14 protein-coding genes are annotated in these 12,729 nt (G+C 46.3%); 7 read left to right on the forward strand and 7 right to left on the reverse strand.

The features are described from left to right. Window positions 1-438 precede the first annotated feature (438 nt). From HMPREF1492_RS07160 to rnd, 7 genes are all read right to left on the reverse strand, one after another. Window positions 439-1,989: a Cna B-type domain-containing protein gene (locus tag HMPREF1492_RS07160; RefSeq protein WP_051479328.1), complete on the reverse strand. Its 1,551-nt coding sequence runs from the start codon at window positions 1,987-1,989 to the stop codon at window positions 439-441. A 204-nt stretch (window positions 1,990-2,193) separates the two neighbouring features. Beyond that, the gene (locus HMPREF1492_RS00885) at window positions 2,194-3,363 is read right to left on the reverse strand and encodes an acetate/propionate family kinase (protein WP_035435007.1); all 1,170 of its coding nucleotides are present in this window, start codon (window positions 3,361-3,363) and stop codon (window positions 2,194-2,196) included. A gap of 133 nt (window positions 3,364-3,496) precedes the next feature. After that, the gene (locus HMPREF1492_RS00890) at window positions 3,497-3,841 is read right to left on the reverse strand and encodes a histidine triad nucleotide-binding protein (protein ID WP_035428759.1); all 345 of its coding nucleotides are present in this window, start codon (window positions 3,839-3,841) and stop codon (window positions 3,497-3,499) included. Between the two features lie 10 nt (window positions 3,842-3,851). Further along, window positions 3,852-4,115, reverse strand: a complete 264-nt coding sequence (gene xseB, locus HMPREF1492_RS00895; RefSeq protein WP_035428758.1) for an exodeoxyribonuclease VII small subunit — start codon at window positions 4,113-4,115, stop codon at window positions 3,852-3,854. Window positions 4,116-4,129: 14 nt separating this feature from the next. Beyond that, on the reverse strand, window positions 4,130-5,479 hold the full coding sequence (gene xseA, locus HMPREF1492_RS00900; protein WP_035435008.1) for an exodeoxyribonuclease VII large subunit: 1,350 nt from the start codon (window positions 5,477-5,479) through the stop codon (window positions 4,130-4,132). Window positions 5,480-5,481: 2 nt separating this feature from the next. Then, window positions 5,482-6,168, reverse strand: coding sequence for a zinc metallopeptidase (locus tag HMPREF1492_RS00905; protein WP_035435010.1), 687 nt, complete (start codon window positions 6,166-6,168; stop codon window positions 5,482-5,484). A 103-nt stretch (window positions 6,169-6,271) separates the two neighbouring features. Next, entirely contained in the window at window positions 6,272-7,411 is a 1,140-nt protein-coding gene (gene rnd, locus HMPREF1492_RS00910; protein ID WP_198014324.1) for a ribonuclease D, read from the reverse strand. Between the two features lie 89 nt (window positions 7,412-7,500). On the opposite strand from rnd, the gene HMPREF1492_RS00915 reads away from it, so the two are divergent. The 7 genes from HMPREF1492_RS00915 to thyA all read left to right on the forward strand — a co-directional run bounded on the left by HMPREF1492_RS00915 (window position 7,501) and on the right by thyA (window position 12,619). Further along, complete coding sequence (locus tag HMPREF1492_RS00915; RefSeq protein WP_035435013.1) at window positions 7,501-8,430, forward strand: diacylglycerol/lipid kinase family protein; 930 nt, start codon at window positions 7,501-7,503, stop codon at window positions 8,428-8,430. Window positions 8,431-8,607: 177 nt separating this feature from the next. Continuing rightward, the gene (locus HMPREF1492_RS00920) at window positions 8,608-9,189 is read left to right on the forward strand and encodes an HD domain-containing protein (RefSeq protein ID WP_232215578.1); all 582 of its coding nucleotides are present in this window, start codon (window positions 8,608-8,610) and stop codon (window positions 9,187-9,189) included. Between the two features lie 5 nt (window positions 9,190-9,194). Continuing rightward, a complete protein-coding gene (locus tag HMPREF1492_RS07165; RefSeq protein ID WP_232215585.1) occupies window positions 9,195-10,034 on the forward strand; it encodes a putative ABC transporter permease in 840 nt (279 codons plus the stop codon). Between the two features lie 59 nt (window positions 10,035-10,093). Next, window positions 10,094-10,810, forward strand: coding sequence for an acyl-[acyl-carrier-protein] thioesterase (locus HMPREF1492_RS00930; RefSeq protein ID WP_035435019.1), 717 nt, complete (start codon window positions 10,094-10,096; stop codon window positions 10,808-10,810). A gap of 1 nt (window position 10,811) precedes the next feature. Continuing rightward, window positions 10,812-11,243 carry a (deoxy)nucleoside triphosphate pyrophosphohydrolase gene (locus HMPREF1492_RS00935; RefSeq protein ID WP_035435022.1) on the forward strand — a complete coding sequence of 144 codons (432 nt, stop codon included), beginning with the start codon at window positions 10,812-10,814 and terminating at the stop codon, window positions 11,241-11,243. Window positions 11,244-11,443: 200 nt separating this feature from the next. Continuing rightward, window positions 11,444-11,692, forward strand: a complete 249-nt coding sequence (locus HMPREF1492_RS00940; protein WP_035435024.1) for a hypothetical protein — start codon at window positions 11,444-11,446, stop codon at window positions 11,690-11,692. Window positions 11,693-11,770: 78 nt separating this feature from the next. After that, complete coding sequence (gene thyA, locus HMPREF1492_RS00945) at window positions 11,771-12,619, forward strand: thymidylate synthase (RefSeq protein ID WP_035435026.1); 849 nt, start codon at window positions 11,771-11,773, stop codon at window positions 12,617-12,619. The last annotated feature ends 110 nt before the right edge of the window (window positions 12,620-12,729 follow it).

Consider the following 12,729-nt stretch of genomic DNA (forward strand, 5'->3'; position numbering starts at 1 on the left):
AAGACGTATACATGACGCTGAAAATATCTAAAACATGCAGATTATCGTCATTAGATGTGTAAAATGCCCGCAATTGAGCAGAATATCTGACTTAAGTGTGTTCCTTAGGTGCGGAATTTATCTATAGTTAAATTTCTTATATAAGTCTATTCATGTATAAGCATATTAGATGAAGTTTATGCATAGAGATGCATATCAGGTAGTGCAACCGCCTAGCTGCCTGGCTATCTTGATTAGGAACATGTCAATTCTTTAGCAGAACCTACCAAAGCTGCGCTATTTTGTGCGCCAGGCCTAAAAGCCGACGCTAACACGCTGCAGAATCATAATCACCTGCATATGAACTGCCTCCCATTTCTTATGTCCAAGAAATGGAAGGCAGTTCAGAATAAATCTCACAGGCTCTTTTACGTTTAACTTACGTTGTTGTAGCGTGCGTTACTGAGCGCGCCTCTTACCAAGAACACCAGCTGCAATAAGAACAGAAGACGCAGCTGCTACAGACGCTGCAGCAAAGGAAGCATCACCAGTTGAAGGAAGCTTAGGCTCCTTCTTCTTTGGCTGCTTTGGCTTCTTAGGAGTCTCTGAAGGTGGAGTGGTTGGAGTTGGAGGAATGTGAGTATTAGTAATAGTAAAGCCACTGGTAACATCACCTGTTACCTCAGCCGTATAACCCTCAACCTCGTCCTCAACAACGGTGTACGTAATAGCTGTTGTAGTGCCAGCCTGATTCTTATCGAGGTTACTAAATGTTGCAGTCCAGCCATTTGCGTCAGAGAGAACCTCACTCTTACCAGTATCTACGCCGTCTGCATAAAGGTGTACGGTAACTGAAGTAGGACGAGTGCCGTCAACGTTATTCTGGTCATCCCAAACCTTAGACACAGAAACGCTTACCTGCTGCTCGCCAGTTGCAGTACCGGCACCGCGAGGATTAATCCACCAACCTTCACGAGTGAAGTTATCGGTGTTGCCATCAAAATCAAGAGTTGCTCTATTGTCTACCTGGGTAACGTTTGCTGGAACAATGGTCTTGTACTCAAGCCAGCAATCCTGGATAAGTGGTTGGAAACCAGCAAAATTAACCTGATCATTGAGTCGAGCAAAGTCAAGAGTGTAACCATTAGGGGTAAAGGTAATTGCAGGAAGGATCTGATCTGCAGAGAGAGTCTGAACAGCACCGTTAACAAGGTGGAGAACAAAAGAGTGCTTAAGATATGGACCAGCAAGCTCATCTGAAGGATTAACGCCAGTACCAGTAAGCTTTGATGCATCAACAGTATAAGGATTGACAATCTGATCCTTAACGGTGGCATTAAGCAGACCAACCTGGGTGATATCAGATGGAGTTAGGTTAACAACCCAGCTGGTAACGTAATAATCATTTCCAGTTGTAATAGTTGCACCAGAAGGAAGTGTATAAGTTGTCTCTGCAGTTGCACCAGTTCTGTTGTACTTAGTAATTGCAGTATCCATTGCAGCAATAGAACCGCCATACGTCATGTTAAGGCTGGTGTTACCAATATTGAGCGTAGTGCTGCCATTGCCTCTCTGTGCAATTGCGCTTGACCAATTGAGCGAGAAAGACATCTGGCCATGAACGTTAAGAAGACCCGCAATATTGTTATTGAAGGTAACAGTCATGGTATTAGGGTTACTGGTAGGAGTTGCCGTACCAACAGAAATACTATTTCCGTTTGCATCTACACCCATAACCTCAAAAGGAGCTGGAGTATTATTCTCTAGCTCTGGAGGAAGCGTAATAGTAAAGGTATCACCTGGTTGTGCAGGAGCACCATTGTTGAGAGCATAATCAAAATTTACACGCACGTTACTACCAACTAATGTTGTATAGCTAGCGTTTGAAATAGTTGGTGTGTACTCAACAGCTTGTGCCTTTGTGTTGAATACAGTGAGCGCAGCAAATACAGTGAGCACGAACATAACTGCAAAGCTCAAAGACCTGCTAACTAAACCCTTAGACTGCATGATGCTCCTCACGAATAGTTCAAAGATTAATTTATCTGCACACAAATAGCTGTACAAAACAATAAGATTTCTTTGAAACTCTAATTACCTACTTAATAATATAAAGTTCTAAAGTACTAATATCAAAGAACTATCTATATCTTCATAAAAAAACTCCCGCACAGCGTGCGGGAGTTAATAAATTGTTTGGATTGTAAGCAAAACTTACTTACCCAGAAGCTCCTGAACGTCAAGAGCGATCATGTACTCTTCGTTGGTAGGTACAACCAGGACGCGTACCTTTGAATCTGGAGCAGAGATGTCACGGATTTCGCCGGAGCGAACCTTGTTCTTCTCCTCATCAATCTTGACACCCATCCACTCAAGCTCTTTGACAACGCCAAGACGCATCTCATCGGAATTCTCACCAATACCAGCAGAGAATGCCATGGTATCAAAGCCGTGCATAGCCTGAGCCATCTCCATGATGAGCTGAGACGTACGGTAGTAGAACATCTCAAGTGCAAGCTGGCAGTTCTTATCGCCAGCATGAGCGCCATCCTCAATATCACGAGAATCGGAGTGACCAGACAGAGCGAGAAGACCAGACTGCTTGTTCATCATAGTGTCAATCTCATCGATGGAGTAGCCGCCAACGCGAGAGAGATAGAAAACGGTAGCTGGGTCAATAGTGCCGCAGCGAGTGCCCATGATAAGGCCATCAAGTGGAGTAAGGCCCATGGTGGTCTCAAGATCGCGACCATCCTCAATAGCGGATAGAGAAGCACCAGAACCAAGGTGGCAGCTAACCAGCTTGTGAGTCTGACCGTTGGTAAACTCATTGGTTGCACGCCAAATGTAGCGGTGAGAAGTACCGTGAGCGCCGTACTTGCGGACGTGGTATTTATCAACAACATCGCGAGGAAGAGCATAGCGATGTGCCTTCTCTGGCATATTGAAGTGGAAAGAAGTATCGCAAACGATTACATTGCCAACCTCTGGGAAGAGCTCACGGCAAATCTCAATAACATCGGCCTCAGCATAGTTATGAAGAGGAGCAAGTGGAGCAACCTCACGAACCTGAGCCAAGACCTTATCGTCTACAACAGCAGACTCTGGGAAGTACCAACCACCCTGAACAACACGGTGACCAATGCCATCGATTGGCTTATCAATAGTCTTAAGGATGTCAAAGACATGCTTAATAGCAGTCTTGTGATCAGGAAGAGCAACCTCAAGCTTCTGCTTCTCTCCACCAAGCTCCTCGTGACCAACAAAAGAACCTTCGATACCGATACGCTCGCAGTTTCCTTTTGCGTAAACCTCGCGGGTGTCAACGTCAAGAAGCTGATACTTAAGAGATGAGCTACCTGCGTTGATAACCAGTACGTTCATGTGACTCCTCTTTCCGTGAAGCAGTGCAGACTATTAGGTCTTACTCTCCTACTTCAAATAAACATAACCGCATGACATCATAAACCCCAAGATACCCCGGAGTTAAATAGACGAGCAAAAAACTTGAATATTTTTATTTTCCGCCCATAGAATCATTCAACTGCTTGCCACCTAAAACGTGGAAGTGGACGTGATTGACTGACTGGCCACCATGCTTTCCGGTATTGGTAACAACGCGGAATCCAGTCTCCTTAATTCCTGTCTTTTCTACTACCGCAGCTATAGCCTTAGTAACACTCTCAAGGGTTGCAGCAGGAATACCATCAATGATGTTGTCGTAGTGGTTCTTTGGTACAACAAGAACGTGAACAGGAGTAATAGGATTTAGGTCATTAAAAGCTACAACGTTTTCATCCTCATAGAGAAACTCTGTAGGGATTTCTTTGTTAGCAAGCTTACAAAAAATACAATCAGACATAACCTCTCCTTTACTCGTCTAAATATGCAGTAGAAGGCGCTGCGGTTGTATCAGTAATTGCAGCTCCTGCCTGGGACTCATCAAGCAGAACCTTAACCTTCTGCTCTGCAGTATCAAGCCTTCCACGAAGATCCTTTACCAGCTCAACGCCACGAGCATACAGAGCCAAAGACTCCTCGAGCTCCAAATCTGTGCCCTCAAGCTTACGAACAATCTGCTCAAGCTCAATAGAAGCATCTTTAAAAGTCAGCTCTTCAGTCTTCTTAGTATCCATGTTGTTCCCCTTATCTATGAAAGCTCAATATCAGAAACAGTTGCCTTAATTGTTCCATCCGTCATTTTGACCAGCAATGAATCTCCAACCGAGGCATCTTTGGCCGTTTTAATGACAGACCCCTTTTCATCTTGGACATATGCATATCCCCTTGTAAGAACCTTTAAAGGAGAAAGTGCATCTAGTTTTCCTGCAAGCGAAGAAAGAGAAGCCTCATATGGATGAAGCATGGCTGCACTAGCTCTGGTAAGTCTTTGCGACTCAACAGAAAGCATCTCTTTTTTTCTTAAAAGAAGCGCTGGTAGAGCATCCATTAATCTTTGCTCTGTCTGATTAAGATCTTCCGTTCTCGTAGAAATAATATAAGCAGGATCTTTTAGACACGGACGATCAGACAGCTTCTCTAGCTGGAATTTTTTACTTGATAGGGCATTTCTCATTGCCAAGTTGGAACGCTGTGCAACAGTAGTTAGATCCGTCTTATAGAACTGCAAAATCTTTCTTGTTGCGTTTCCAAGGCGAGAAATTCTGTTGTTAAACGTAGTTTGTAGCTCACTAATAGCGGGCGCCACAGACTCTGCAGCAGCTGTTGGCGTTGAAGTTCTTCTATCAGAAACCATATCTGCAATGGTGGTATCTGGCTCATGGCCAATACCTGTAATAACAGGTACAGGACACGCTGCGATAGCACGCGCCACTCCCTCGTCGTTGAAGCACATAAGGTCTTCAAATGAGCCTCCACCACGCACCAGCAAGATTGCATCTGGACGTGTAGTTGCGGCCACCTGAAGCGCCCTAATGATAGTTGCGGGTGCATGAGTACCCTGAACAGCGCAGCCAGACACTTCAAGCTCTACTAGAGGGTTTCTACGCGCAAGCGTACGCTTAACGTCATCAATGACGCTGCCAGAAAGTGACGTAACTACACCAATGCGTGTACAGAACTCTGGAATGTAGCGCTTTCTGGAAATATCAGTAAGACCCTCTTTTTCTAGCTTTTTAGCAAGCTGGGCAACCTTTTGACGAAGGTCTCCTTCTCCGGCAATCTGAATAGTGCGAGCATGAAAAGAAAGCTTGCCGCTTGAAGCGTAAATATCAAACTTTCCTGTCATCTGAATCTTCATACCGTCTTGCAGCGTAATGCCGCTAGCAGCATAAATCTTTGACCAGACGATAACCGCCATAGAGCTAACAGGGTCTTTTACGTCAAAGTAGCAATGACCAGATTTGTAGTTTGGTCCTCTAAATCCAGAAACCTCTCCCACTACCGTCATAGATGGCATTGAAGCAACTTCATTTTTTGCAAAGAGCACTGCATCAGATACTGAAAGAACAGAATCTTCTTTCTCTTGAATCTGATCCATTACTAGTTCCTGTTTCTAGAAGAACCAAGTAGATATAAAAGCTGAAGTGCAGAAACCATTGCAGCAGCTACATAAGTAAGAGCAGCAGCAATTAGTACCTTTTTAGAGCCATTGTAGTCAAAGCCTGCGGGAGCGTTTGCCTTCAAAAAGGCCAATCCACGCCTTGAGGCATCAATCTCTACAGGAAGCGTAACTATATGGAACAAGAAGGTAAATGCATAGAGCCAAATTGCAAGCACAGTCATGCCTGAAACATTGAGCAAGACACCAGCAAGAAAGACATAAATCCACGCTGCAGATGCCAAATTAACAACAGGAACAAGAGCGGAACGAACGCGAGATGGCATATACATTTTGGCTGTCTGAACTGCATGGCCTGCCTCGTGACAAGAAACAGCAACAGAAGCTACGCTGCCCTCTGAGAAGTTTGCATCAGAGAGGTGCAGGCAATTGTCACGTGGATCATAGTTATCGGTAAGTTCACCAGAAATCCTCTTGATACCAACATTAGCTGCTCCATTTGTGTCCATCATGGCGCGAGCAACAGAAGCGCCGGTGGCATTAAACCCTGAAGGAACTAAAGAATACTTTTTAAATTCATGCTTGATGTACCACTGAGTGCCCAATCCGAGCACCAACGAGGCAACTACTAGAACAACGTATGGGATAAACGCACCAGAGTAATACATATTTTTCTCCTATCTATGTATAAAGATGAGTATACCCAACTCACCGGACAAAAAGTCAGATTTGAATGAGCAACCACACTTGCCTTAGATTAAAGCGCCTCAATTACAACAGCTCTACTCGACCATTTTTGACGGTAAGTCCTACCTCGCCATTGAGTAGTCCAACAAGCTGCTTGCCCACTAATTGATAGCGCCATCCAGTTTTAAGTCTTGCATCAACCTTGTCCAAAAGCAGATCAGTAAGATCGTCTTTATTGGCAATCAAAGGAGATGCAATTCCTTCTTTTTCTGAGACAATCCTGATAAGAGCATACATAAGCTCAACAACACCTTCAGAACCAGCTGAAGGATGAGCATGATGCTCAATTTTTGGACACTGATCAGCGGGAGTCTTTTGACCACGTTTGATTGCATCCAAAAGATGCACTACCCCACCTTGAGAAATCTGCTCGGTACCGCGAATTTTGCGTAGTCTATCAGGTGTTGTAGGCACACGACGACAAATCTCAATAATAAGTTCATCGGAAAGCACCCATTTACGTGGAACATCTCTTTTAGCCGCAGTATCTTCTCGCCAAGCACAAACCTCTCGAGCAATGGCAAGCTGTCTGCGTGTAAGCGAGCCAGAACGCTTCAAACGAAGATACGCCTGATAGGGGTCTCGACGATACTGCTCAATATTGGTGTGCTGGTCCATCTCTGGCTTTACCCAGCTTAAACGGTCAAGCTTGATGAGTTTCTCGATCATCTGATGATAAATTGCAGGAAGATATCTGACGTCATCCTCGGCATATACCAGCTGTTCTTTATCAAGCGGTCGCTTTGACCAGTCTGTTAAAGACTCTGCTTTAGCAAGCTTAACGTTAGCAAAATTTTCTACCAACCCGGCGTAGCTCACCTGCTGACGCATGCCTAAAAATGCAGCTGCTACCTGCGTATCAAATACAGGAGCGCACGCGCAATCCATTTTTTCTAGCAAGACTTCAAGGTCTTGTGAGCACGCGTGGAAAATCTTAACAATCTGCGGATTTTCCAGGAGCTCTTTAAGCGGAGTTAGGTCATCAATAAGTAACGGATCAATCGCAGCAATCTCTGAACCTGTGGAAACCTGTACCAGGCAAAGCTTGGGGAAGTAGGTTTTCTCGCGAAGAAACTCCGTATCAACTGCAAGGATATGCGAAGTCTTTGCTCGCTCACAAAATGCGGAAAGTTCTTCTGAGGTTGCTATATACAATGCGTCCATCCAATTGCCGATTAAGTACCTAACGTAAAGCGATACACTCATACGTATCAAAATGATATACCAGCTTGTCGCAAATCTTCGGAGGATATATGAGAACCCTCATCATTCACAATCCTTGCTCGGGTTTTAGCTCTGACGCAATCTTTGAATTTGAGCGCGCTCTTTTGAAAAGCGGCGACGAATGCCTGGTAAAGCTAGTTGAAAGCCATTGGCGCACAGATGAGGTTCTGAGTTCTGTTCAGCCTGAAGATTTTGACGTAGTGGTGCTCTCGGGCGGAGATGGAACCGTATCTAGCCTGCTCTACGGCCTTAGAGGATGCCAGACACCTATTCTTGTCTTCCCTTCTGGAACCGCTAATCTTCTAGCTGCAAATATTGGAAACGCTCCTGAACCTAACGCACTGGCGCTGGCCTGCAGAAACCTTCAGACCGCACAGCTTGATCTGGGTGAGATTACCTGGACCACAGTGTCGGGAGAAACCCATGTAGCTGGAGTTCCTTTAATGGCCGGTACAGGCCTTGACGCAGAAATTATGCGTTCAGCTATACCCCACAAACAAACCTTTGGAGAAGCCGCATACTTTACTGCGGCCCTAGCCAACCTTATGCCGCCAGTTCACGACTTCAAAATTACCGTTGACGGCAAAGTACATGAGCTTCAGGGCATTGGCTGCCTTATTGCAAACAGCTCCATGATGCAAGCAGGAATTGAATTAGCCCCTGGTAATCGTATGAATGACGGTTTGCTTGAGGTTATTGTCATTGAGACTCACATGACTGCAAAACTGGTACGCCCACTGCTTTCTGGTTTCTTTGATCGCACGGGAGACTCGCTTGGTAGGCCCTACCTCAATAGCTTTAGCGGCAAAGAAATTACCGTTGAATCAACAGCACCTATGCCACTGGAAGTAAATGGCGAGGTCACCTGCCACGACATATACGCCTATTCTGCTAGGTGTCTTCCTGGCGCGGTAAACGTAGTAGTGGACTACATGAGCCCTTACAGTAAGAAAGCATAAGAGCAGTTAAACAGCACAATAGGCACCGCCAAAGCTTGCGTTTTCTTTTCTTTCGTTTTCGTAACATTCAGCCAAAAAGATTGCACGTAACCGTCAGATTAACTAATCTTTTATAGATACATTGCTAAGGTACGCACGCAAATTTCTGATGTGTGCGCACAGTTGATGGGATATTTTTTGGTTGACGTTTCTAAAATTCGCGAGAGGTTCGATGAGCTTTCGACTCCTATTCTGAAGTCCGGAAGACTCTATCAGCTTGCAACTTTTACACAACATGGAACTACCAGCACGCTCGACCACGTTATTGCGGTTGCTTATAGCAGCCTTGCCTTTGCCATGAACGCTGGCATCAAAGTTGACGAGCATGCCCTTGTACGTGGCGCGCTTCTTCATGACTACTACCTCTACGATTGGCACGATCACGAGGCCGCGCCAGACAACTGGCACGGATTTACGCACCCTCGCCATGCACTTGATAATGCCCGCGAGGATTTCCCTGATTTAACCCCTGTTGAGGAAGACATCATCTTGCATCACATGTTTCCTCTGGTTCCTATTCCACCTCATACCAAAGAGGCTTGGATTGTAACAACCTGCGATAAAGCTTGTTCAACTGCAGAAACACTAACAGGCAATCCATACAAAAAAGAGGGATTCCGCCCAACGGGTTTCTCGACACCTGAAAGCGATTTTCAGGGCACAACAAACAGTGAGTCAGATGAGTCTAACGACTACATGGATTACGGAAACCTCTCGTGAGCACCATGACTGAGACACTGCGTACACTTTTTGCACTCGATAAGAATATTGAGGTCTTTGTACAGCATCTGCCTCAGATGGTCATAATTTTTGCGCTGATTTCTTTTGGCGGTTGGGTGTACGAGACCATTTATTGCTCCGTTGTTGAGGGTGAGTTTACTAAACGCGGCTTTCTTTTTGGTCCTACCTGCCCCATTTATGGCATTGGTGCGCTTGCGGTTTGGCTGGTACTTGGCCAGATTTCAAATCCATTTGTTGTCTTTTTTATTGGCGGATTTTTGGCCACCGTTATTGAGTACTCGACCGGCCTCTTTTTGGAGCGTCGCTTTAAAAAGAAGTGGTGGGACTACTCCATGTTTAAGTTCAATTTGCATGGTCGAATTTGTCCCCAGGCCAGCGCGGTGTTTGGCGCGTTTTCTGTTACCTCAGTTTTTGTGCTCGTTCCAACGATGCTTAATATTTTGATGATTTTCTCCAAGCATACTGTCTCGGTTGTGGCGTTTATTGTGGTTACGCTTTATTTTTTGGACACAGTTGCGAGCCTTCTTTGGAATGGGCCTACTACCCATCACAAAGTTGAAGCCGCAGCTCAAGATGCATCAATAAAGGTTGAAGAAGCCGCACAGAATGCTTCGCAGAAAGTAAGCGCCGCGGCACAAAACGCATCGCAGAAAGCAAACGCAGCAGCTCAAAAGGCAAATGCGGCGGCCCAGAATGCAACTCTTATTGCTACCCAAAAGGCTCAACAGGTTTCGCAAAAAGTCCAGGTAACTAAGCAGAAACTTGACGATACCACGCAAAAAGTCAGAGACCGCTTGCCGGGTTCGTTCCCATGGGACAACTAGACGGGTTTCTCGGCATATTGTAATACCTCAGCAAACGCTGATTTCGAGTTTGGATTTATATGTACACCATTGAAAGTAGAGTTAGATATAGCGAGTGCGATGAGACCGGAAAGCTTTCCCTGGTAGGCGTTATGAACTACCTGCAGGATTGCTCGACGTTCCACTCAGAAGATATTGGCCGCGGCTTTAAGCAACTGACCAGCGAGGGATACGCATGGGTTCTGGCAACGTGGCAGATTCAAGTTGACCGTCTTCCCCAGTTTGGCGAGAAGATCTGCGTAGGTACCTGGTCGTATCAGATGAAGGGTCTTCAAGCATCTAGGTCGTTTGTTATTAATGATGCAGACGGCGCAACCATCGTAAAAGCGGACTCTACCTGGTATTTGATGGATATCAATGAAGGCAAGGCTGCTCGTGTTCCAGAAAGCGAGAACGTCTACATTACTGGCGAGCCTCGCGTAGATTTGCCACCAACTCCTCGTAAAATTGCACTTGAGGGAAACGCCGTTGATGGTCCAGCTATTCTTGTTTCTCAGCAGCACCTGGATACAAACAAGCACGTTAATAATGCTCAGTACGTGCTCATGGCTGTCGACACGCTTGTGGCCCTTGGCTATTCTCACAAGCTGCGCCGCATTGTGGTTCAATACAGAAGTCAGGCACGCTTGGGCGACACCATTACTCCCCAGGTATACGCCGATGAGACGGGTTTCTCGGTAGTGCTCAAAGATGCCGAGAGTTCCACCGTTTTTGCAACAGTCAGGCTGGAGGGATAACATGTCCGAGGCCAAAACAGTCAATGTAGCTGCAGCTATCTTCTATAAAGACAACAAAATTCTTGCCGCTTGTAGAGCTGATGCGGATAATGCTGGCTTCTGGGAGTTTCCTGGCGGAAAAGTTGAGGCTGGAGAAACCTCAGAGCAGGCGATGCGTCGAGAAATTCAGGAAGAGCTGCACTGTAGCGTGCAGGCAGCGTTTTTCTATGACACGGTAGCTTACTCCTACCCCACCTTTGACCTGCATATGGATTGTTATATCTGCACGCTGAGTGAGTCTGAAGAGCCTGTCGCGGATCCAGAGATTCACTCGGAGCTTCGATGGCTTGCTCAAAACGAGCTGCTTGACGTGCAGTGGCTTCCCGCGGACATTGAGCTCATTAAGCAACTTGGCACGTTCTGGAACGACATCTTTGCGTCGCAGCACCTGTAGGAGCCGCGGACGCGTGAACCACGGGCGCGAGCGCTGCGGGTGCGAGCGCTGCGGGTGCAGGCGAGCTGCAAGTGTGGAGAAGCTGTCGTGTGCAGAATACTTTGCAGAGAATGTGGAGTGACAAAAAGAGGGGTTTCTCGCCATGAAATCCTTGGGCGACGACGGGTATCATCAAAGTATAAGCGTTTGATTGAGGATTGATGGCAAAGAAAGACGACAACCAAGATACCAGGCACAACAGACATGAATTTGGCGACGAGGGCCCTGATTTTGACCCAAACGATCCGTCGCAGATGCCTGATGGCTCTCCTTTTCCTGCGGGCTTGCTATTTTTTATAGTTATTATGCTGCTCTCGGGATTGGGACGTTCTTGTGTCGCAAGCAATCAGACTTCCTCTAGCCCGCTTTTTGGGGACCCCTACAGCGCTTATTCTGATAGCAATTGGTAAGGTACTTGGATAAGACTTGCTATATAAGCATCTAGCAGGTATTTATTCCATTTTGAACAGTAATTTGAAGGATTGAATATGAGCAAAGCAGATCGCATTTTTATTGATATGTGTTCCGACATTATTGAAAACGGCACCACCACCGAGGGCGAGAAGGTCCGTCCTACCTGGGAAGATGGTACCTCTGCATACACAATCAAGAAGTTTGGCGTCTGCAATCGCTATGATTTGCGTGAGGAGTTTCCTGCGCTGACGCTTCGCCGCACTGCGCTCAAGAGCGCCATGGACGAAGTTCTGTGGATTTATCAGAAGAAGTCCAATAACGTGAACGACCTCAACTCTCACATCTGGGATTCGTGGGCTGATGAGTCTGGCTCCATTGGCAAAGCTTACGGTTATCAGGTTGGACAGGTTTCTCACTATGCTGACGGCGATTATGACCAGATGGATCGCGTGCTCAAGGATCTCAAAGAGAATCCATTCAGCCGTCGAATCATGACCAACTTGTACACCTTTGCCGACCTCTCTGAGATGAACCTCTACCCTTGCGCATTCAACGCAATCTATAACGTTACTCAGGAGCCAGGCAAAGACAAGCCAACGCTTAACCTGTTGCTTGTTCAGCGTAGTCAGGACATTCTTGCTGCTAACAACTGGAATGTTTGCCAGTACGCAATCCTGTTGATGATGGTTGCGCAGGTCAGCGGCATGGAAGCTGGCGAGCTGGTTCACATGATTGCCGACGCTCACATTTACGATCGTCACGTGGATATTGTTAAAGAATTGATTTCTCGCCCAACCTTTGATGCACCAAAGGTGAGCCTGAACCCTAATGTCACCAACTTCTACAACTTCACTACTGACGACCTCATTGTCGAAGATTATCAGCACGGTCCTCAGGTTAAAAACATTCCGATCGCTGTTTAAACGCAGCTGCTGCGGACGCGGTTGACGCAGACGCGGCTAGCGCGGCAGACACGCCCAATCGGACATGACCGGTACAGCCGGTATGCCCGAGCGGACGCTCAAGCTAAGAC

This window comes from Atopobium sp. BS2 (genome assembly GCF_000565075.1).
Classification (GTDB): Bacteria; Actinomycetota; Coriobacteriia; order Coriobacteriales; family Atopobiaceae; genus Lancefieldella.

What these genes read in the sequence shown, in the direction of transcription:
- thyA (WP_035435026.1), top strand. Translation starts at nt 11,771, where the DNA reads ATGAGCAAAGCAGATCGCATTTTTATTGATATGTGTTCCGACATTATT.
- HMPREF1492_RS07160 (WP_051479328.1), bottom strand. Translation starts at nt 1,989, where the DNA reads ATGCAGTCTAAGGGTTTAGTTAGCAGGTCTTTGAGCTTTGCAGTTATG.
- xseA (WP_035435008.1), bottom strand. Translation starts at nt 5,479, where the DNA reads ATGGATCAGATTCAAGAGAAAGAAGATTCTGTTCTTTCAGTATCTGAT.
- HMPREF1492_RS00935 (WP_035435022.1), top strand. Translation starts at nt 10,812, where the DNA reads ATGTCCGAGGCCAAAACAGTCAATGTAGCTGCAGCTATCTTCTATAAA.
- HMPREF1492_RS07165 (WP_232215585.1), top strand. Translation starts at nt 9,195, where the DNA reads ATGACTGAGACACTGCGTACACTTTTTGCACTCGATAAGAATATTGAG.
- rnd (WP_198014324.1), bottom strand. Translation starts at nt 7,411, where the DNA reads ATGGACGCATTGTATATAGCAACCTCAGAAGAACTTTCCGCATTTTGT.
- xseB (WP_035428758.1), bottom strand. Translation starts at nt 4,115, where the DNA reads ATGGATACTAAGAAGACTGAAGAGCTGACTTTTAAAGATGCTTCTATT.
- HMPREF1492_RS00905 (WP_035435010.1), bottom strand. Translation starts at nt 6,168, where the DNA reads ATGTATTACTCTGGTGCGTTTATCCCATACGTTGTTCTAGTAGTTGCC.
- HMPREF1492_RS00885 (WP_035435007.1), bottom strand. Translation starts at nt 3,363, where the DNA reads ATGAACGTACTGGTTATCAACGCAGGTAGCTCATCTCTTAAGTATCAG.
- HMPREF1492_RS00940 (WP_035435024.1), top strand. Translation starts at nt 11,444, where the DNA reads ATGGCAAAGAAAGACGACAACCAAGATACCAGGCACAACAGACATGAA.
- HMPREF1492_RS00930 (WP_035435019.1), top strand. Translation starts at nt 10,094, where the DNA reads ATGTACACCATTGAAAGTAGAGTTAGATATAGCGAGTGCGATGAGACC.
- HMPREF1492_RS00915 (WP_035435013.1), top strand. Translation starts at nt 7,501, where the DNA reads ATGAGAACCCTCATCATTCACAATCCTTGCTCGGGTTTTAGCTCTGAC.
- HMPREF1492_RS00890 (WP_035428759.1), bottom strand. Translation starts at nt 3,841, where the DNA reads ATGTCTGATTGTATTTTTTGTAAGCTTGCTAACAAAGAAATCCCTACA.